The organism is Vibrio sp. 970, assembly GCF_033339075.1.
Window position 1 is genome coordinate 482174 of the sequence record NZ_JAWOTW010000002.1, and the last position, 19544, is coordinate 501717.

The 19544-nt window shown below is 43.9% G+C and carries 19 protein-coding genes; 3 read left to right on the forward strand and 16 right to left on the reverse strand.

The genetic code is table 11. The features are described from left to right. Positions 1-5: 5 nt before the first annotated feature. The 3 genes from norW to R7Q11_RS04690 all read left to right on the forward strand — a co-directional run bounded on the left by norW (position 6) and on the right by R7Q11_RS04690 (position 2598). Positions 6-1154: an NADH:flavorubredoxin reductase NorW gene (gene norW / locus R7Q11_RS04680; RefSeq protein ID WP_225466231.1), complete on the forward strand. Its 1149-nt coding sequence runs from the start codon at positions 6-8 to the stop codon at positions 1152-1154. A gap of 42 nt (positions 1155-1196) precedes the next feature. Next, positions 1197-1535, forward strand: coding sequence for a DUF1971 domain-containing protein (locus R7Q11_RS04685; protein WP_005375231.1), 339 nt, complete (start codon positions 1197-1199; stop codon positions 1533-1535). A gap of 184 nt (positions 1536-1719) precedes the next feature. Further along, positions 1720-2598 carry an NAD(P)-dependent oxidoreductase gene (locus tag R7Q11_RS04690; protein WP_005375233.1) on the forward strand — a complete coding sequence of 293 codons (879 nt, stop codon included), beginning with the start codon at positions 1720-1722 and terminating at the stop codon, positions 2596-2598. A gap of 194 nt (positions 2599-2792) precedes the next feature. On the opposite strand, the gene R7Q11_RS04695 is transcribed toward R7Q11_RS04690, so the two are convergent. From R7Q11_RS04695 to R7Q11_RS04770, 16 genes are all read right to left on the reverse strand, one after another. Beyond that, positions 2793-4232 carry a catalase gene (locus tag R7Q11_RS04695; RefSeq protein ID WP_225466232.1) on the reverse strand — a complete coding sequence of 480 codons (1440 nt, stop codon included), beginning with the start codon at positions 4230-4232 and terminating at the stop codon, positions 2793-2795. A 290-nt stretch (positions 4233-4522) separates the two neighbouring features. Continuing rightward, positions 4523-5140, reverse strand: coding sequence for a glutathione S-transferase family protein (locus tag R7Q11_RS04700; protein ID WP_225466233.1), 618 nt, complete (start codon positions 5138-5140; stop codon positions 4523-4525). A 14-nt stretch (positions 5141-5154) separates the two neighbouring features. Further along, a complete protein-coding gene (locus R7Q11_RS04705; protein WP_005375239.1) occupies positions 5155-6189 on the reverse strand; it encodes an NADP-dependent oxidoreductase in 1035 nt (344 codons plus the stop codon). A 151-nt stretch (positions 6190-6340) separates the two neighbouring features. Continuing rightward, entirely contained in the window at positions 6341-6940 is a 600-nt protein-coding gene (locus R7Q11_RS04710; protein WP_225466234.1) for a TetR/AcrR family transcriptional regulator, read from the reverse strand. A gap of 50 nt (positions 6941-6990) precedes the next feature. Further along, a complete protein-coding gene (gene yqfB, locus R7Q11_RS04715; RefSeq protein ID WP_005385855.1) occupies positions 6991-7311 on the reverse strand; it encodes a N(4)-acetylcytidine aminohydrolase in 321 nt (106 codons plus the stop codon). A gap of 67 nt (positions 7312-7378) precedes the next feature. Beyond that, complete coding sequence (locus tag R7Q11_RS04720) at positions 7379-7774, reverse strand: VanZ family protein (RefSeq protein WP_053350073.1); 396 nt, start codon at positions 7772-7774, stop codon at positions 7379-7381. A gap of 2 nt (positions 7775-7776) precedes the next feature. Continuing rightward, the gene (locus R7Q11_RS04725; protein ID WP_213972118.1) at positions 7777-9084 is read right to left on the reverse strand and encodes an oligosaccharide flippase family protein; all 1308 of its coding nucleotides are present in this window, start codon (positions 9082-9084) and stop codon (positions 7777-7779) included. An 8-nt stretch (positions 9085-9092) separates the two neighbouring features. After that, positions 9093-10124, reverse strand: a complete 1032-nt coding sequence (locus R7Q11_RS04730) for a glycosyltransferase family 4 protein (protein ID WP_053303830.1) — start codon at positions 10122-10124, stop codon at positions 9093-9095. Next, entirely contained in the window at positions 10121-10954 is an 834-nt protein-coding gene (locus tag R7Q11_RS04735; protein WP_005375258.1) for a putative capsular polysaccharide synthesis family protein, read from the reverse strand. The genes R7Q11_RS04730 and R7Q11_RS04735 overlap by 4 nt, the downstream gene beginning before the upstream one ends. 15 nt (positions 10955-10969) lie before the next feature. Further along, the gene (locus R7Q11_RS04740; protein ID WP_213972119.1) at positions 10970-12217 is read right to left on the reverse strand and encodes an O-antigen ligase family protein; all 1248 of its coding nucleotides are present in this window, start codon (positions 12215-12217) and stop codon (positions 10970-10972) included. Further along, positions 12183-13235, reverse strand: coding sequence for a glycosyltransferase (locus R7Q11_RS04745; protein ID WP_213972120.1), 1053 nt, complete (start codon positions 13233-13235; stop codon positions 12183-12185). The genes R7Q11_RS04740 and R7Q11_RS04745 overlap by 35 nt, the downstream gene beginning before the upstream one ends. A 2-nt stretch (positions 13236-13237) precedes the next feature. Continuing rightward, positions 13238-14047, reverse strand: coding sequence for a putative capsular polysaccharide synthesis family protein (locus R7Q11_RS04750; protein ID WP_005375261.1), 810 nt, complete (start codon positions 14045-14047; stop codon positions 13238-13240). Continuing rightward, the gene (locus R7Q11_RS04755; protein ID WP_225466235.1) at positions 14025-16205 is read right to left on the reverse strand and encodes a GumC family protein; all 2181 of its coding nucleotides are present in this window, start codon (positions 16203-16205) and stop codon (positions 14025-14027) included. The genes R7Q11_RS04750 and R7Q11_RS04755 overlap by 23 nt, the downstream gene beginning before the upstream one ends. A gap of 15 nt (positions 16206-16220) precedes the next feature. Next, positions 16221-16754, reverse strand: coding sequence for a polysaccharide biosynthesis/export family protein (locus R7Q11_RS04760; protein WP_005375265.1), 534 nt, complete (start codon positions 16752-16754; stop codon positions 16221-16223). Between the two features lie 12 nt (positions 16755-16766). Further along, the gene (locus R7Q11_RS04765; RefSeq protein WP_031778890.1) at positions 16767-17972 is read right to left on the reverse strand and encodes an outer membrane beta-barrel protein; all 1206 of its coding nucleotides are present in this window, start codon (positions 17970-17972) and stop codon (positions 16767-16769) included. 10 nt (positions 17973-17982) lie between these two features. Beyond that, a complete protein-coding gene (locus R7Q11_RS04770; RefSeq protein ID WP_005375269.1) occupies positions 17983-19383 on the reverse strand; it encodes an undecaprenyl-phosphate glucose phosphotransferase in 1401 nt (466 codons plus the stop codon). Positions 19384-19544 lie beyond the last annotated feature (161 nt).

A 19544-nucleotide genomic window follows, 5' to 3' on the forward strand; every position in this document is an offset into this window, starting at 1 on the left:
CGAATATGCAAGCACCTATTGTGATTATTGGTAGCGGCTTTGCGGCTTACCAATTGGTGAAAACAGTGCGTCGAATGGACGCACATATTCCGCTACAAGTGTTTACTGCTGATGATGGCGCGGAATACAACAAGCCTGATTTGAGTCATGTATTCAGCAACAAGCAAACCGCCCAAGACTTGGTAGTTAAAAGTGGTGAGGCGTTCGCACAGGAACACAACATCGAACTGTTCGCCCATACCATGATTGAGCAGGTCGACGTGCAAGCTCAGCAAGTGGTAGCCAATGGCCAAACCTATCCTTACTCCAAGCTGGTGTTTGCGACAGGCGCGAAAGCCTTTGTGCCGCCAATATCTGGTGATGCAGCACCTGAGGTGATAACGCTAAACTCGCTACAAGAATATCAATTAGCGGAAGAGCAAATTAGCCGTGCGAAACGAATTCTAGTAATGGGTGGTGGTTTGATCGGCGTCGAGATCGCCATGGATCTCGCAACCAGTGGTAAAGCCGTTACGGTGGTTGAGCCAAATCCCCGTTTGCTCGCTAACTTGATTCCTGAATTTGTTGCATTGCCGCTGGAGAATCAACTTAAGCAGCAAGGTATTCAACTTGCCTTAGAGACTGGAGTTGTCGCGATCAATCACTCGGATGATTCGCTGGTGGCAAGCTTGAGCAATGGTGAAGCGATCGAAGCTGATGCAGTGATTTCAGCGGCGGGTTTACGTGCAAACACTTGGTTAGCGAAGGCTTGTGGGTTGAGTGTCAATAAAGGTATCGAGGTGGATGCTCGATTACAAACATCAGCAGCCAATGTGTTCGCATTAGGCGATTGTGCTGAGATCCAAGGTCGAATGATGCCGTACCTCCAACCGATCGTGCTAAGTGCCAATGCTTTGGGCAAACAACTACTGGGGCAAGAAGCAGAGTTGAAACTACCGCCTATGATGGTAAAGGTCAAAACGCCGAGCTACCCAATTCAATTGGCAGGCGATTTTAGTTCGGTGACGAACTGGAGCGTGCAGATTTCTCAAACTGGCATTGCCGCGAAAGCAGAAGATGAAAATAGCCGACTCATGGGCTTCGTCGTGACGGGAGAACAAGTTACGCAAGCATTTCCACTACTCCGAGAGTTGTCTCAAGCCGCTCAGGCTTAACCGATTTTAACGAAAAGAATTGTAATTAGAGAGGGTATCATTATGTCGCATCTAAGAATTCCTAAAGACTGGACTGTTCAACGTTCAACGCCTTTCTTCACTAAAGACAATGTGCCACCAGCGCTACTGACTCATCATAATACCGCTGAGGGAGTGTTTGGACAGCTGTGCGTAATGGAAGGGCAAGTGACTTACTACGGCTTTGCTGATGAAAATGCCACAGAAGCAGAAGTAGTGGTGGTGATTAATGCAGGCCAGTTTGCTACCAGCCCACCGCAGTACTGGCACCGTATTGAGATGAGCGATGATGCTCAGTTCAACATCAATTTCTGGTCGAATAAGGACAAGAGTGGGCAAGCGATGTTCCATGCTAAGCAGTAGTAAACCTTTTTAAGTGCTTTGACTGTTATGCTAATCGTCAAGTAAAGGGGTGTAGAAGGCGCAATAAACGAACTGAAATACTGGATCATCGAGACCGTGGAAAGAGAAATCACGAGTAATGATTTCAATTCTTTAGTAGCATGTTACGAAACATTTCAGTCAGGTGAACTAAGGGAAGCGTGCAATGGAAAAACAACGAGTAGCATTTATTGGTCTGGGTGTGATGGGGTACCCAATGGCTGGTTACCTAAGTAAAGCGGGCTTTGAAACCAAAGTATACAACCGCACAAAAGCGAAAGCCGATAAGTGGGCTGAAGAATACCAAGGTGTGGCTTGTGAAACACCACGTGAAGCCGCAGAAGGCTGTGACATTGTTTTTACCTGTGTGGGTAATGATGATGACGTTCGTAGCGTTGTTTACGGTGAAGAAGGCATTCTGGTTGGTTTGAAAGCGGATGCAGTGTTAGTGGATCACACGACGACTTCTGCAGACCTAGCGGTTGAGCTGGCTGAAGCGTGTGCTAAGTATGGTAATCACTTCATTGATGCGCCAGTTTCTGGTGGTCAAGCGGGCGCAGAAAATGGTGTTCTAACCATCATGTGTGGTGGTGAACAAAGCATTTTTGACCGTGTGTCTCCGGCGATGGATGTGTACGCGAAGCAGATGACGCTACTGGGTGAAAACGGTCAGGGTCAACGCTGTAAGATGGTAAACCAAATCTGTATTGGAGGCGTTTTACAAGGCCTGAGTGAAGCTTTGCTGCTGGCACAAAAATCAGGCTTGGACATCGCTCAAGTTGTAGAAACGCTTAAGCATGGCGCTGCAGGTTCTTGGCAGATGGAAAACCGCGCAAATACGATGGCTGAAGACAAGTTCGATTTTGGCTTCGCTATTGATTGGATGCGCAAAGACTTAGGTTTCTGTCTGCAAGAAGCTGAGCGAGTGGGTCTAGAACTTCCACTGACTAAGAAAGTGGATGAGCAATACGCAGACCTTCAACGTGATGGTTTAGGTCGCATGGATACATCAGTACTGATCAAAGCGGTCGCTAAAAATCAGTAGTTGATGAATCAGTAATAGATAAACAGTTCTTTGGTATCAAAGAGCTTAAAGAAATCTAAGTTAATCATAATGAACCTCCTTGAGCATGGTTTATGACTTGTGATTAAGGATTAGTGATTTGAAATCAGGAGGTACTGTAGAGTACCTCCTTTTTTCGTCTTTAAATCACGCAGTGTAATGATTGCAGCGTTCGCTTACTTGTTTAAGCCTAGTGCAATTTCAAGACCTTTGCCGTAAGCTTCGTCCGCTTGGTAAGCGTGGTTTACGTGACGTTCTTTAATGAAGTCTGGCACACCATCCATCGCTCGTGCGGTGTTATCAAACAGAGTTTGACGTTGCTCTTCGCTCATCAGACGGAATAGGTCACCCGCTTGGCTGAAGTAGTCTTCGTCTACACGATGATCGTAGTGATCAGCGTTGCCATTGATGCGTAGAGGTGGCTCAGAGTAATCTGGTTGCTCTGCCCATTCTTGTTTGTAGTTTGGCTCGTAACCTAGTGTTGAACCAAAGTTGCCATCAACGCGCATTGCGCCATCGCGGTGGTAGCTGTGAACAGGGCAACGAGGTGCGTTCACTGGGATTTGATGGTGGTTCACACCTAGACGGTAACGCTGAGCATCGCCGTAAGCGAACAGACGACCTTGTAGCATCTTATCTGGAGAGAAGCCGATACCAGGTACTACTGCAGCTGGGTTGAACGCTGATTGCTCAACTTCTGCGTAGAAGTTTTCTGGGTTACGGTTCAGTTCAAACTCACCAACTGGGATCAGTGGGTAGTCTTTTTGAGACCATACACGTGTTAGGTCGAATGGGTTGAAGTTGACTTCATCCGCTTCTAGCTCAGGCATGATCTGTACGTACATCTTCCATTTAGGGAAGTCTTGACGCTCAATCGCTTCGTAAAGGTCACGGTGATGGCTTTCGCGGTCTTTACCTACGATCGCTTCTGCTTCTTGGTCAGTTAGGTTTTTGATGCCTTGCTGAGTTTTGAAGTGGAATTTCACCCAGTAACGCTCGTTTTCTGCGTTGATGAAGCTGAATGTGTGGCTACCAAAACCATGCATATGACGGTAAGACGCTGGGATACCACGGTCACTCATTACGATAGTCACTTGGTGGAATGCTTCTGGTAGTGATGTCCAGAAATCCCAGTTGTTGGTAGAGCTACGCATGTTAGTGCGAGGGTCGCGTTTTACTGCGTGGTTTAGGTCTGGGAATTTTAGTGGGTCACGTAGGAAGAATACTGGTGTGTTGTTACCAACCAAGTCCCAGTTACCTTCTTCAGTGTAGAATTTTAGTGCGAAACCACGGATGTCGCGTTCTGCGTCTGCTGCACCGCGCTCACCAGCTACAGTAGTGAAGCGAGCGAATAGTTCTGTTTTTTTGCCTATGTCAGAGAAGATCTTAGCGCGAGTGTATTTTGTGATGTCGTGCGTTACTGTGAACGTACCGTAAGCACCAGAACCTTTTGCGTGCATACGACGCTCAGGGATCACTTCGCGGTCAAAGTGTGCCAATTTTTCAAGGAACCAAACGTCTTGTAATAGTTGAGGGCCACGAGGACCTGCAGTCATAACGTTTTGGTTATGTGCGACAGGGCAACCTGCTGCTGTAGTCAATTTCTTGTTTGTCATTTTTCTTCCCCCTCCAGGGTTCAATACCTTAGAAACTGTATAGGAGGTTATTACGGAAAAGCTGGGGGAGAAAACTGATATTGCTTATCAATTCAATAGATGGTGACTATGGTCGAAACTATATTAGAATCAGAAATTTACTACATTAGCTTGATTGACATAACAATCGGCGTTCTCGAAAGCGATTTACTGGGGGGAGCGCTATCCAGTTAGCGTGTCTGCGATGCTAGTAATATCGCCCCTTAAATGAAGTTTTACGTGTCATCAAAGGGGCGAAAGGGGGGAAGTAATTAAGAGTACTTCACTTCAAGTTGTTCAGCTTTTGCAAATGCTGGGTGTGTCGCGAGCTGTTTTCCATAACGTTCAATATTAGGGAAGTGATTAACTAAACCAAACTTTTGAACCAATTCGACAATGAAAGACATCATGATGTCAGCGCCAGTCAGACGCTCTTCTACTAGGTAAGTTTTGCCTTCTAAGGATTGCTCGAAGTAGCCTAGTACATTCATTGCTTCCTTGTCGGCATAGCCTAATAAAAACTGAGTTTCATTTGGCTCTTTGCTTACGAAGATTTTTAGCAGCATAGGTAAAATTGCAGAGCTTTCTGCAAAGTGCATCCATTGCAAATATTCTGTGTGTGCTTTTGTACCGCGCTCAGGAGCAAAGGCTCCGTCACTGTATTTCTCAATCAAATATTCGGTCATTGCACCTGACTCAATGATAATCTCGCCGTTATCTTCAAGAACAGGTGACTTTCCTAATGAGTGAACACTTTTTAGTTCTGGCGGTGCCATGAAGGTCACGGAATCACGGACATAGGGTACAATTTCGTAATTTACATCTAGCTCTTCAAGTAACCAAATGATGCGCTTTGAACGAGACTGATTGAGGTGGTGAAGTTTAATCATTTACATATCCCTTTTTATAATGGGTCGTTAATCTGTACTACAAGTTTGCCGAAATTCTTACCTTCCAACAGACCGATGAATGCTTCTGGCGCATTATCCAGTCCTTGTACTAGATGTTCGCGGTATTGGATCTTTCCTTCTGCCAACCATTGATTAATATCTTGCGCAAATTCACCGTAACGATGTCCGTAATCATCAAAAATGATGAAGCCCTGCACCTTGATTCGTTTGGTCAGGAGCTTACCCATTAGTAATGGAAGATGGTCGGTACCTTCAGGCAGCTCTGTCGCGTTGTACTGAGAAATCAAACCACAAAGTGGGATACGCGCATTTGTATTCAGAAGTGGCATTACAGCCTCGAATACTTTGCCACCTACGTTTTCGAAGTAAACATCAATACCTTTGTCACAGGCATTTTTCAGTTGTTCTGCAAAGTCTTCAGCTTTGTGATCAATACACTCATCGAAGCCAAGCACCTCTTTAGCGTAACGGCATTTTTCTTCTCCGCCTGCTATACCAACAACTCGGCAACCTTTGATTTTACCAATTTGACCAACTGTTGCGCCTACAGGCCCCGTAGCAGCTGCTACCACGATGGTCTCCCCTGGTTTTGGCTGACCAATGTCGAGTAAACCCATGTACGCGGTAAATCCTGGCATACCTGCAACGCCTAACGCGTAAGAAGGGTTTTGCGGTTCTTTACCAAGTTTAATGACCATCTCACCAGTTGAGATTGCGTAGTCTTGCCAGCCAACAGTGTAGGCAAGAACCCATTCACCTGCTTCGTAATCTGGGTGGTTTGATGTTTCTACCTGACAAACTGTACCACCGACCATTACGTCATCAATTGCAACAGGGTCAGCGTATGATTCGGCATCACTCATGCGACCACGCATGTATGGATCTAGAGATAAATAAACCGTTCTCAATAGCATTTCACCCTCTTTCGGAGTCGGTTTCGTTACCTCTTCTAAACGAAAGTTTTCTTGTGTCGGTGCACCATGGGGACGTGACGCGAGTACGATTCTGCGATTTGTTGCGTTAGTCATATCTATCTCACTTGTTGATTAGACCGGTCGTCTAGTATTTGTTTCAAAATATCCCGCTTATTTAAAGCGGGAAGGTTTACTGTGTTAACACTGACGCTTTTTCTGACAGTGAAACGTGTGTAGGGTGTTCATTCTGCTTCCACGCCGCCCATTATGGGCAAGTGCGCGTATTCTGCAGTAAGTGTTGAGTATAGGTCAGACTTTGCGTCAATGCTGCCTGATCTTGATAAAGTTTGTTCAGCAAGCTAGCGCCATTCCAAAGGTAGTATATCTGCCTTGCTAATAACGCACTGTCACCATTGGGGATTGAGCCATCTTGAATGCCGATGTCAATGCAATCCGCTATCGCTTGAATGGTTTTGTCTGCTCCTTGGCGTAATGCCAAGCGCATTGACTCAGAGAGATCGGAGACTTCTGCACTTAACTTAACCAATAAACATTTGTTCGCATTACACACGTCGTCTTCTACTTTGACCATTTCTTCGAAATAGCTCATTAGGCGTTGGTAGCCAATCAGTTCAGTATTGGTAAAGCGTGCGTTTAAACGCTCAAAATACTTAGTAAAGTAGTCTTGAATCATCGCTTCACCAAATTGTTCTTTGGATTTGAAGTAATGATAAAACGAGCCTTTTGGCACTGCGGCCTTTTTTAATAGCTCTGAAAGACCAACACTCGTGAACCCTCGGTTTACGATCAACTCGTATCCGACGTCGAGAATATGTTGGCGTGTGTCATTCGTCTTTGCGTTCATGAAGTGTACTATAGAATGAATTAGACCAGTCGTCTAGCCTTTGTTGTGGGTTATTTAATCAGCTCATACTCAATAACAAATAGCGTGTCGGTATTTGGGTAGATTTCTCGAATTAACTGCTTGAGTTTTGGTAGTTCGATGGCTTCTTGTTCTGCATGAAACTCATTAATATCTTCAAAGTGAAGTGGTTCTACAGAACGTATCTTGATATCGCAGACTTTACGATCCGTTTCTAAGGTAAAAACTTCGACTTCTGTATTGGGAACGTAATGGCTTTCTGATTCATCTCGAATCGTTATCGTCTTTTTGCCTGACGTGATCAACGGGGTTAAGAATTCAAAAAAAGTAATCTTGGTTGGATGAGATGGCATGATGTACTCGTTAGTCTGGTTGTTTGGCGTAATTATATACCCAAATCCCCCAGAGATTCCTGTATTACTAGAACGATCGAGTGCGGATGAAGCGAATTAACTTGGCACTAAAGTAACCTGAGATAACGCCTATCCAGTTGGTGCTGAGATCATCAAAACTAAATGATCGATTTGGAATGAAAAGTTGGCTTATTTCTTCCATTGAAACGATAGCCAACAGCAGTAGCAAAAGACGAATCCCAAAAACGTCGGTTTTATTCGAGCTCACCAGAGAAGGGAACGTGAAGACCGATAAAAAGCCGATCAATAAACTGAAAGTAAAGTGAAGCGTACTCGATCCGCCTAAGTAGGTTTCCATTTGCAGGTAAGCAGTATGGTGTAGGTCAGAGCTTTTCCACAAAGAGAGTGAAGCGGTTAGCATCAGGACTAAAACAAAACTCGTGCGTGCCAGTATTAAAGCCATAATTAACCTATTGGAAAGAAGCCTAAGTAACGTTTTACAAAGTACAGTGCAGCTAAATTCTGGATAGCCATGCCAATTGCCATTGCCCACGCTGCACCAATCACCCCAAACATTTGGCAAAGCGTAACAAGTAGGCAGATAGACACCGTACCTGAGGAAATTGTAATGTATTTCATGGTTCTCTCATGACCGCTCATTAATAATAAAAAACCTACTGAACCAGTCGCAACATTGACTAACTGCCCCAGAGAAAGGACGACTAATAGTGGTGCCGCGGCGAGAAACTCTCCACCAAAAAGTTGCATTACAAACTCGGGGAAGAGGGTGCAAATAATTACGGGTACAATCGCTAAACCAACATTGGCTCGGCACGCCAAGCGGCTCAGATTCTGCAGTTTGCGCATTTGGCGCTCTTTGTAGAGAGACGCAAACATCGGGGCGACCACAAAGTTAATGGTAATCAGCACAAAGCCAATCAGTAGTGATGTGCGTTGGGCTGCGGCTAACAAACCGAGTTCCGCTGTTGAGATAAAAAAGCCCGCAATAACAAGGCTTCCCCACTGAAGAACATTCGTGAAGATACTGCCAACCCAGACTTGCTTGGCAGAAGCGACCATTTTTTTGTTTGGTACGAAAGCCGATGTTTGATATTGATCTGAGCCCAGCCAATTGGCACTAGATATGACCGCGACACCTATGCTCGCTAAAAGCAGTGCGGTCATTAGATTGTTGATATTTTGCTGACCGATATAGTCTAGGGCAAAGACAAAAATGACCATCAACATGCTTACCCCAAGCTGCAATGCAAACAGAGATGATACGACTTTTCTACATGCTTGAAGCACCCGACTGTTGGTTTGCGCAAGCACCAAGAAAGGTATGCAAAGCAAGCATAAAGTAATCGCATACATTGGTGATTGAGTCTGGTTTAGCTGTTCTGGAAACAGATTAAACCCTGCCAACAAAACGCCTATGGCGAGCAAGCAAAATGCCATACTTCGATAAAGTGCGGTTTTATAGTTTTGGCTTTGTTCAAGCTTCTCTTTGTTATTAAAAGCGATCGCATTGTAACGAACTAACGAGACATCAAAACCTAGCTGAGAAACGATAGCGAGTAGCGAGACTAGGTTGAATAAAAAGAAAAATTGACCGGCCGTCGAAGCGTCACTGGTCTTCGATACAATCAGAGTCAGTAAAAAAGCAAATAGCGCACTCAACACACGCGTGATTGCGGTTTTTAATCCAGTAGATAACAAGCTTTTTTTACCGCTGGGCATCAACAGTAATTTTTGTTGAACAGTGTGAAACATAGGGGCATTTAACCGTAAAGTTTATTGAGTGCGAGGCGCTGTTTTTCTTCACTGAAGGCATCGTTTAATTCTGCTGTATATTGGCGAAAATCGATCTCTTCATAATGATTGACACAATGCGCGATCTGCTTGGCCATTTCTTCAGGAGTGAGCGCTAAAAACGGGTAGTTGAGATCTTTGGTTGCGCCGATGGTCCGAATAACCATAGGAAGATGTAACTTGGATGCTTCTAGAATGGTTAACGGCATCCCTTCCCATGCTGCAGTATGTAGATAAAGGTCTGAACCCTTGAGCTTTTCAACTACCTCATCGCGAGGCAGCATGCCCGTTACATCCACATTTTCAGTGCGTAATTTCTGTTCGAGTACGTGGTCACCGCCACCTATCCATGTGATCTCTATCGGGCGGTTAAGCGCATACCGATTAAGGAACTGCAATGTGCTGATAAGAAACTGAGGATCTTTTTGGGGCGCGACACGACCAAGTACAACGAGCTTCAGGGCTTCTTGCTTGTTTCGCTCTATACGATCTTCACTTTGATAAGACACGTAGTTGTTGAGCAGTTCGGCACGTTTCGCACCAATGCTAATGGCTAGGTCACACTCTCGTTGGCTACAGCCTGCAACCACATCAATTTTGCTCAGTTTTACTTTCTCTAGTGCTTTATAGATCTGGCGTGCAAGCTCTGAGATATCTTCACGTTCGAAGGCATAACAGTGCGGTGTGTAAACCAAGCGTGCCTTGCCAAGCTTTAGAAATCGGCCGAGAAATCCCGCTTTACTCGAGTGCAAATGCACGACGTCGGGAGCAAGTGATGCAATCATGTGGTTTGCATCGCGAATAAATTGAAGCAAGCCGCCTTCTACCCACTTTGTCTGTACGAAAATGTGGTGGTTGTTCTCATTGGTCAAGTCGTTTTCTCGGGCTCTGGCTAGCAAGAAATGTTGATAAGGCTCGTCTCTGGATGAGTGAACATAACTATAGAGGGCGGTTTGAACGCCACCTCCAAACGCTTCTGTAACATGGAGTACTTTCTTCATGATGATTTTGTCCCTGGTGTTTGCATCCATTTGTGTTTAAAAGCATCACGCTCTTGCTCTGAATAAACGTGGCGATACAAGGGAAGATCGTACATATAGAACAGTTTTGAGAAGTCGTAGTGATTCTTAAAGTGTTGGTGGATATTGGAGTACCACTTGTTTTTCGCTTCGTTGCTGTTTTTCAGTACGAAGTCTTGCAACTCAAGAAACTCACCGATTTCTTTATCAAGAGAACTGAGCTGTTCGCATTTGATTAGCATGACGTTGGCCTGATCGTTCTGGAATGTGAAGAAAGGTTGAGTGTTGTCCAGCTCTTGGCGCATCACATCGATATTGAAATTACGCTTTAACTCGTTGTCGAACCAGTCCGCAAAATAGTTGAGATTGATATAGTTATCAAAGCAATGCTCGAGGTGCTGATACGTGACTTCCATATCTCGGTGAATTGCATCATTCTTTTTGCCTTCGATAAATTGCAAATGGAGGTCTTGAAAGAAACGAGAAAAGACAGTTGCGATTGGATCGCGGACCAGCGTAACGATTTTAATCTGCTCGCGTTTTTGTAAGATACGTTTTCGCTGCTTGAGCACTAAGCGATAGAGTGCGCGGTTTCGGAAGTCGAAGAATTTACTCACGTCTTTTTTATTGTGATACATGTGAAATTCTTCGTGATCATCAAAGGTGTGGATGTGATAGCTCGGGATATTTTTCTCCCCTAGCGTGTGCTCAATTGATGAGGAGCCAACTTTGCCCATTTGGTAAACTAAAACAAAATTATCAGCTTGGAGTTCTCGGTTCTTTTCAAATTGTCGAGAGATTGAATACTTCATCTATCCTATCCTTGATTATTCATATTCGTGGTGATGGTTTACCGGAAAAGTATGAGCAATGGCCCTTGAGTCGTTGCTCATGCTGATCATGACGGGTAATAAGAGTATTAAAATTATGGTGGTGTTTACCGCAACGAAAAACACCATGATGAGGGCGTATATCGCAAGTAATAAGCTTTTTCTGTTTTCATTAAGACTACGGAAGCAAAAGCGAATAAAAAGAAAATAACCACCAAACAGCAGACCAATACCAAGCAATCCGTATTCAATTGCGGTATCTAACACAAAGTTGTGGGTGTAGATCGCCAGCTCATCATAGTTAAAGTAACTGATCATAAAGTTGGGTAACATTTTCGCGCCGACACCTAACACTGGGTGTTGAAGTAAAATATCTAGCCCATTGGCAAGTAAAAGTTTTCTATGAAGATTCGATACCCAGCGGGCTTCACTTTGGTTGGCAAATAAGACGTCTTCTTGGGTTATTTCCAATGTGTCTGCTAGAGTTTCAAACCCAACGTAGAGTGTGGTTGTGACGGCAGTAAACACAATGAAGCTCAAGGCTAATAAAATCGCCCACGTGTACGTTTCGCTGAGCGATTTTCTCATTAAGTTTTTTACGAGCAGTTGGTCAAAGAAGAAAAGCAGACAAAAACCAAGTAGCGCTTTTCTTTCTTGTGATAACACCAGTAATACTAAAGCTACGAGCATCAAAAGGTGGAAAGCGCGAATTTTATCTCGATAAAGGTACAGTAGTGAGCACAGTACACCGAACCCGTATTTACTTACCCCGAGTAACTTAAACCCGCTTTGATAGCCCTGAGCAAAGTGCCATAAGGCAACGAGCGTACAGATGAAAAACAACAGATACGTGAAATAAACCATTACCCGTTCGTCATCAAACACGCCATAGGCGTACATTAGGCTCAGTAGGCACAAAATCGCTAACCATTGCACAGTTTCTATAACTAGCGGCATTAAAGGGACGCGATTTAGCAGACCATTTATGAACACATACCCAGTGAACAATAGGAGGAACCCCATACAGGGATGCATGAGTTTTTCAGCTTTTCCTTCCAATACCACTAATGCAGTAAAACCAATGGACAAAAGGCTTGCGATGTCAGAAGGGGCTAGCGCTATTCCTCCAGCACGAAACTTCATAGGAATAAAGAACAATGCTAATAGGCATGCTGCAAGCAATGAGGCGCGATGGCTCGATGGCACGGAACTATTTGTTGGCGCAAAGCTGCTGGTAGATTCCATAGTAACCTTCACGAAATTTATCGATGGTGTAGAGAGAGGCCCTATTGACTGAGTATTGACTTGCAGCGTCGTACCGCTCAACACTTTCACATAGCTGGAGCACTTTTTGGCTCAGTTCAGTGGCGTTACCAACTTGAAATAAATATTCGGCACGTCCGGTGACGTCATCCAAACCAGGTACGTCCGACGATAGTACGGGTAAGCCTGCTGCCATCGCCTCAACCGCCGCCAAACCAAAGCCTTCGACGTGCGACGATTGCACGTAAATATCCATGTCGTTCAAAAAGGCTGGAACGTCTGAAACTACGCCATGAAAGTGAACACGTTGCGCGACGTTGATTTTTGTTGCCAATTCTTGCAGTGACGATTTTTTTTCTCCATCTCCCGCAAGGTGGAGTTCGTATCGTCTTGGTAAATGGATAAGTGCTTGGATAAGCGTTTCATGATCTTTATGTTGGTGAAGTCGGCCCACCATTCCAATCTTGATAACTGGTTTGTCGATTAGGTGGCTGGCGAATCTTGGCGTCATAGAAAACCTTTTTAAATCAACGCCATTGTGCACCACGTGATATTTATGTTGGTAGCGAGGCATGAACTTCACCAGTTCATCTTGTACTTTTTCACTAATACTGACCGTCAAGTCGTGGCCCCAATATAAGACGTATTCCATGAACTTAAACAGCGGATAGTCACGTCGACGGTTATAAGAACAGTGCTCAGTCTGGATTCGTTTTTTACCTACCGCCAATAGCGCTAGGTAAATGGAAGGGTAGAGGTGCCCGTGAACGACATCCGGCCAACGCAGCAAAGAGAATCTCTCACTCAATGACAATGTGCGCCAGTTAAAACACTCTATCCCTTGGGCGGATAGCATTGGTAAGTAATCATTTTCATCACACAAGACCAAAATTTTGATTTCGTATTCAGGCTTATGTTCTAAAACAAGGTCGACTAAGAACTTCTGAGCACCGCCGTTCTGAGAAAGATCATTAATAATATGTAGAATCTTGGTTTTCATAATTAATTGGTCAGATATTGCTGTTTAAGGTCGGTGATTTCTGCATTTGAGAAAAAGTGCTTCGTCAATTTAGAATTCAGCATTTCTTCAACGTACTCGGGTGTAGGTTGAAATTGCGTTTTGAATTCTTTCATTAGTGGCGAGTACCATTTGTTGTCTGATTGATTTTCATAAACAACATCCACGGGGTAACCTAAAAAGTCTTCAACTGCGGAGTTAGCCTTCGTTAGCTTGTCACTTCGAATGACCAACAGTGAGAAGTTATTGTTATGGTATGTTTGATAGCCTACTTCGTGATTAAAAGACTCGTTAAACACATCAATCCCTGTTAGTTGTTTGATCTCGTTGTCAAACCACTGCAGCGCATATTGATGATTCATGTGCTTATCAAATGCTTCTTGGAGTAATTGCGGTCGTTCGGTACGTATTGCGCTGTCATCCTTTAGATATTTGTCCGCCATCCAAAAAGGAAGTGCTTGAAAGAACATTGAGACATTTCGTCCGATCGGTTCTCGCACCAGCGAGATAATTCGAACTTTTTTTTTGCGCTTTAACATATGGCTCATCGTTATACGCTTTAGTCGTCGCTTTAACGCATTGATCTGAGGTTTATGCAATTGCGCTCTAACGGGGGATATTTGTTTTTGCGCATCGACGGTCATAAGGTCGTGCAAGTGAATCGAGTTAGGAATGGAATGCTCTAATGCACTCGAACCTACTTTGCCCATTTGATAGATCAATACCGGCTGTTCTTGGCTTTTCAAGGTTTGGTACCAAGATAGGTTTACGTTAGTAGGCGTATTTCTGGACATAAAGCGTCTCTCCTTCCTTGGCCTTGGCTTGTGTGATTAAGACGCCAAGAGATGGAACTGAGTGTTGTATTTGTTTAGATAACGCAAGGTTAACCAGTGATGATTTTGTTGATTCTGAGCGAATTACGGTAATCAGACCATTGGCATATTGACCAAGAATAAGTGCGTCACTCACTGACAGTAGGGGCGGCGTATCGATAATGATCCGGTCATACTTATTTTGAAAATGTTCGAGCAACTTTTTAAAGCGATCAGAAGCCAGTAATTCTTGTGGGTTTGGCGGAATTAGGCCGGCCGATAATACATCTAAGTTGGCTTCTTTTATATGTGTAACACAATCTTTGATTGGCGTATCCATCGTCAGGATATGCGTTAAGCCAGGGCTTGATTCAGCAATACCGAATCGCTTTGCGATGGAAGGTCGACGTAAATCGCAGTCGATGATCAACACCTTTTCCATTTTTGAAAACGACACCGCCATATTGATACTGGTCGATGTTTTTCCTTCTTCTGGAATAGCAGAGGTAAAGGGCAATATCTTTTGCTTCGTGTTGGTTAATCTGAGCAGAAGCGAGGTTCTGACGGAGCGGCAAGCTTCACTAAATAGCTTTTCTTCATCATCTAAATACGCGGTATAACTGACGCCGTTTTTACGCAAATTGCGTTTTTTGACCATAGGAATCACACCTAAACACGTAACACCAAGTTTTTCCTGCACATCGGCTGTGCTTCGGATAACTTCTCGCATCGTTTCTAAGATGATGACCAGAGCGCAAGCAATGGCAAAGCCAAAAAAGGTGGCAATTAGTACCAGTTTGATTCGTTGTGGTGCCACCGGGAATAGAGGGATGATGGCTTTATCAGTAAAGCGAGCAGTGACATTCTTGTAGTCGCTGGTGGCGTTGGTCTCTTTCTCACGATTTAAGAACGCTTCATAGAGTGCCTTATTGGATTCAACCTCGCGTTTTAACTGTTCGTAACGCGCTTTTTGTGACCCTAACGATTGGAAGTCTGACTTTTTGTTATCGAGTTCTGCTCGAAGCATGTCCTCTTGCGCTTTTGCAGCAAGAAGGTCTTGTTGCTTACTGAAGGAAATGTCCCGGATGAGTTGCTGGGTTCTTGATTGAATTTCAGCAAGCTGTGCTTTCGCCTGAATCATTCGATCATGCTTAGGTCCGTAGCGCTGTGCCAGTTCAGAGAGATTTTTGGCTGCCTGTGCTTCCGACAATTTTAGATCGCGGATTTGCGCTTGATTAGCGAATTCATCAATTGACAACAAGCTGTCTAAACTTTGCGAAGATTTACGTCGTAACAATTGGATTAACGTCTGCGCTTCAATACGCTTATTAACAGCGATATTCAGCTTGCGAGTGAGTTCTTCTAGCTCATTTGCGTAAATTTCATCAATACCGTTTATATCGATCAACCCTTCTTTTAACAAGAATTCTTGCAGCGCTTGCTCCGAGTTACGTAATCGCTCCTCCAATTTTTGAGAGTTATTTGTCAACCAAGTAGCCGCATTTTGTGTAACGACCAATTTGGCTTCAAAATTTGCGTCAATATAGGCTTGGCCGACCGCGTTGGCGATTGTCGTCGCAAGCTTAGGATCGGTAGAACGAAAGCGAATTCTGACTAATTGGGTTTTACGTACTGGCTCAATATCGAGTTTACTTCTGAAAGCTTGAAGTGCCTGATAATAGGACTCTGAAAACTGGGCGGTTTCTTTTGGGCTTGGTGCCACATTCAGTAGGTCTTGAACAAAAGGAATCGACTTTATTTGGTCGATTTTTTTATTTAACCCCCCTGAGCTTGTGAATTCAGGTAATTGGGTTAGGTTCAGCTCTCTAATGACCTTATCTGCAATATGATTCGATTTTAAAATGGCGATTTGCGTTTGAAAGTACTCTTTTTTTGTCGTGTCGACGCCATATACTTCCTCGATTGAAAGGGCGCTTTTTTGCTCCTCTTGGATGAGTAGCGTAGCTGTAGCTTGGTATATCGATGCTTTGGAGTAGATATACCAAGTACAAGTTAATGAGAACAGAAGCGTGAATGCTGCGATGCTTAGCCAATTCTTTTTAATCGCTTTGAAGTGATGGCCAAAACGAATCAGTTCTACTTTGTTCATCTGGAGATTATTTGGATGAGTCCCGTTCATTTGATTCCCTGTCACTTAAAAGAAGCTCTGGTCAATAAATACAATGTCACCAGGTTCAACGTTGCGGTGCATACTGACTCCTTCCATCGTTTGACCCGTTTTATGCTTGGTGAGGTTAATGCCTTTGCGTGAGGCTCTGTCGGTCAAACCACCTGCTAGAGCGATGGCCTTCTCTATGGTTAACCCTGGACGGTACTCAAATCCACCAGGTTTCCTGACTTCGCCATTAACGTAAAACAGACGAAAGTTATTGATGGTGACCATCACTTTTGGATTGATGAGATAATCGCCTTTTAAGCCCGTTTCTATTTCGTACTTGAGTTGTTTTGGTGTTTTTTTGATTGCTTTAATTCGGCCAAGGTAGGGGTAATCAAAGTAGCCATCTGACGTTATTAGAATATTTTTAATCGTAAGATCTTCTTCACCATAGACCTGCACGGAAATGGTATCGCCAGTATCGAGTAAGTAATCTTCCTCGTTTGAGTCAGCGTTGACCAAAGTGCTAAATAGCAACAACGCTACACTCATGAATTTGATGAATGCCTTCATTAATAATCCTTTTTACAGAGAAAACTGTGCGCTTAAAGTCCAAATATTTTGTTCGAAGCTATAATCCGATCGGCTAGAGTTTTTATCTTGGTATTGCCAATCGGCTTGCAGCTGTATCCAACGTTTGATCTGATAATCGATACCAAAAGATAGAGTGTACCGATCGTCGTTTCTGGAGATTCCCGTGTAATCATCTTGTTGATAAACAGCACCTAAGCGAGTTGCAAGGTAACTATTCCAATCGTGCTTCAGGTTCAGTCGGTAACGAGTTTGTAGGTTGTAATCGCCATCTTGATCGGGGTTAACCGCCGCTTGAGTGGTTTTCACGCTGACTAGAGTTTGTTCTTGAGGCAACCATTCAAAGCCGATATCCCAACTAAAGCCTTTAAATGTCTCTCGTTTAGCGCTGTCAAAATCTTTGATTTGATAACCGAGTCGAGCGATGCCTTTGGTTTTTCCTGTGACTTCCCATTCGGCACCGGTGTAATAGAAACTGGTGTTGTTATCTTTCGATGGCTGCGCAGAATTTCGGTGCTGATACTCGGTTACGATTTGGTTTGTTCCGACTAACCAATAGGTTCTTGGCGTCGCTCTTAAATAGAACTCCAAATGTGCATTGGGAGCTCGAAAATCGTTGTATTTAGTTTTAGCGTTTGGGCGACCAGGCAAGCCGTCACGATAGTTTTGATAGGTTTTATCACTATAGCCTAAACCGAATTCGAGTCTGCCTTTGGCACCGTTAGATCCAAAGACATAATTGGTTTTTACATCGTTACGGTTGAACTCTATTGGTGCGTCGATTGCGCTACCATTACCTTCGGTAATATCTTCTCCTCGAACTTCATGCTGGGCGCGAAAACGGTAATCAACCACTAAACGATGACGATGATTAAATTCGAAAAAGTTGGAAAACTGAAAAGTGTGGTCGTCGAAGTCGTTGCGATCGTCAGATGAAAAGCCAGCTTTTAACTTATATAAAATATCTGCGCGATAGCGATTCCGTTCTATACGTGCTAGTAAGCTTGGTTCTATACCCCAAATATTGACTGACTCTACATTGCCGGATTTTTCCGCTTTATTGATGTTGTCATCTCCCTCGTAGAAAGTTTTTACGAGGGGAATCAACTCTATACCAGACTCGGTTTGGTAAGCCATCGGTTCTGCGAGCAAGTCAGTAGAAAACAGACTCAATGCTATTGCCATTGTCAGTTTCTTCATAATCTCAACCTTAGTAAGCGTTAGCACCAGTGAAGCCTTTGAAAACGGTCATAAAGATGATTTTGATGTCCATCCAAACCGACCAATGGTGGATGTAATCCAAATCAAACTCGACTCTCTTTTCCATTTTTTCTAAGGTGTCGGTTTCGCCGCGATAACCATTAATCTGCGCCCAGCCAGTAATGCCTGGTTTTACTTTGTGACGTAGCATGTAGCGATCCACGATCTGACGGTATTCTTCATTGTGTGCCACGGCATGAGGGCGTGGGCCGACAATAGACATGGTCCCTTGCAGTACATTGATAAATTGAGGTAGTTCGTCCAAAGAGGTGCGACGTAGAAATCCGCCAAAAGGCGTAATACGAGGATCGTTCTTTGTCGCCTGTTTCACGTTGGAACCTTGATCCATGGTTGTCATTGAACGGAACTTCCAGACTTCAATCTTGCGTCCATCAAGACCGTACCGATGTTGTTTAAAGATGACAGGGCCTTTAGACGTTGCCTTAATGACAATCGCAATGACGAATAGAATAGGGGCGATTAAGACCAAAATAATGCTCGAAAACAAGATGTCTTCAAACCGTTTTACCCAAGAAGAAATTCCAGCAAAAGGTGTATCAAAGACACTTAGTGTTTGAACTTGGCCGATCTGCGCCCAACGAGAATGTAAAAGGTTATAAGTGAAGAAGTCGGGAATCAGATACGTATTTGCGGTGGTATCTGAGAATTGGTTAAGAAGTGACGCAATGCGCTCTTTTGCGTGCATTGGCATCGCGATATAGACGTAATCTACTTCCCCTTTTTTAGCTCGCTCAAGGGCGTGGTCAACAGCTCCTTTAATAGGATAATCAGAATTTGGCAATCTGTCGGAAGATCGTTCGTCGTAAAAGCCATCAAAAAGCACGCCGTGTTCTGTGTGGTTTTGAATTTCGTTAGCTAGGGTAATGCCGTGAGGAGTTTGGCCGATGATGATCGCAGTGCGAGTGTTGAATCCTTTCTTTCTCAAATAGGCTAATCCGGTACGGAATGTTACTCGCCATGCTAAGAGCAGAGCGGGCGTAATCGCAAACCACAGCACTAAAATTGTGTTATCAAATAAGGTATGGACTTCAGAAAAATACAGCACAATAAAGATAAGTGCAGAAGTCACCGCCCAAGAAACACAGACAATAAACATCTGCTCTTTAAACGAACTGGTTCGCCAAGAGCGATACAGATTGCCGCTTTCTGCCATAAATAGAAAAGAGATGCCTCCAACGAAAGCCAATATGACGTAATCTTTCCCCATCGCAGTATTCATGTCTTTGAACACTAAAAGCAGCATAAAAGAGACGATGACAGCAAGATCTGAGATGCGATATAAAAAAGCGAACTCCATCTCATGAGAGCGGATAAGTCCTTTTTGTTTCATGACTCAGTTTCCCTTCTGACACGCTACCGCCCTTGGGTGTCTTCCCCAATTGCCGTGTCGTGAACGTTATTAGTAGTTAGTGCACAGAGCATTCTGTGGAATGCTGCTGAGTTTTTTGTCACGTGTAATTTCGTTGATAAGTGTAAAAATTTGCGTTGTTG

Bases quoted from the DNA above. Each gene is read 5' to 3' on its own strand.
- R7Q11_RS04730 (WP_053303830.1), bottom strand. From the start codon at position 10,124: ATGAAGAAAGTACTCCATGTTACAGAAGCGTTTGGAGGTGGCGTTCAA.
- R7Q11_RS04765 (WP_031778890.1), bottom strand. From the start codon at position 17,972: ATGAAGAAACTGACAATGGCAATAGCATTGAGTCTGTTTTCTACTGAC.
- R7Q11_RS04725 (WP_213972118.1), bottom strand. From the start codon at position 9,084: ATGTTTCACACTGTTCAACAAAAATTACTGTTGATGCCCAGCGGTAAA.
- R7Q11_RS04770 (WP_005375269.1), bottom strand. From the start codon at position 19,383: ATGAAACAAAAAGGACTTATCCGCTCTCATGAGATGGAGTTCGCTTTT.
- R7Q11_RS04695 (WP_225466232.1), bottom strand. From the start codon at position 4,232: ATGACAAACAAGAAATTGACTACAGCAGCAGGTTGCCCTGTCGCACAT.
- R7Q11_RS04710 (WP_225466234.1), bottom strand. From the start codon at position 6,940: ATGAACGCAAAGACGAATGACACACGCCAACATATTCTCGACGTCGGA.
- R7Q11_RS04760 (WP_005375265.1), bottom strand. From the start codon at position 16,754: ATGAAGGCATTCATCAAATTCATGAGTGTAGCGTTGTTGCTATTTAGC.
- R7Q11_RS04685 (WP_005375231.1), top strand. From the start codon at position 1,197: ATGTCGCATCTAAGAATTCCTAAAGACTGGACTGTTCAACGTTCAACG.
- R7Q11_RS04700 (WP_225466233.1), bottom strand. From the start codon at position 5,140: ATGATTAAACTTCACCACCTCAATCAGTCTCGTTCAAAGCGCATCATT.
- R7Q11_RS04690 (WP_005375233.1), top strand. From the start codon at position 1,720: ATGGAAAAACAACGAGTAGCATTTATTGGTCTGGGTGTGATGGGGTAC.
- R7Q11_RS04705 (WP_005375239.1), bottom strand. From the start codon at position 6,189: ATGACTAACGCAACAAATCGCAGAATCGTACTCGCGTCACGTCCCCAT.
- R7Q11_RS04745 (WP_213972120.1), bottom strand. From the start codon at position 13,235: ATGAAAACCAAGATTCTACATATTATTAATGATCTTTCTCAGAACGGC.
- norW (WP_225466231.1), top strand. From the start codon at position 6: ATGCAAGCACCTATTGTGATTATTGGTAGCGGCTTTGCGGCTTACCAA.
- R7Q11_RS04735 (WP_005375258.1), bottom strand. From the start codon at position 10,954: ATGAAGTATTCAATCTCTCGACAATTTGAAAAGAACCGAGAACTCCAA.
- R7Q11_RS04750 (WP_005375261.1), bottom strand. From the start codon at position 14,047: ATGTCCAGAAATACGCCTACTAACGTAAACCTATCTTGGTACCAAACC.
- R7Q11_RS04720 (WP_053350073.1), bottom strand. From the start codon at position 7,774: ATGGCTTTAATACTGGCACGCACGAGTTTTGTTTTAGTCCTGATGCTA.
- R7Q11_RS04740 (WP_213972119.1), bottom strand. From the start codon at position 12,217: ATGGAATCTACCAGCAGCTTTGCGCCAACAAATAGTTCCGTGCCATCG.
- yqfB (WP_005385855.1), bottom strand. From the start codon at position 7,311: ATGCCATCTCATCCAACCAAGATTACTTTTTTTGAATTCTTAACCCCG.
- R7Q11_RS04755 (WP_225466235.1), bottom strand. From the start codon at position 16,205: ATGAACGGGACTCATCCAAATAATCTCCAGATGAACAAAGTAGAACTG.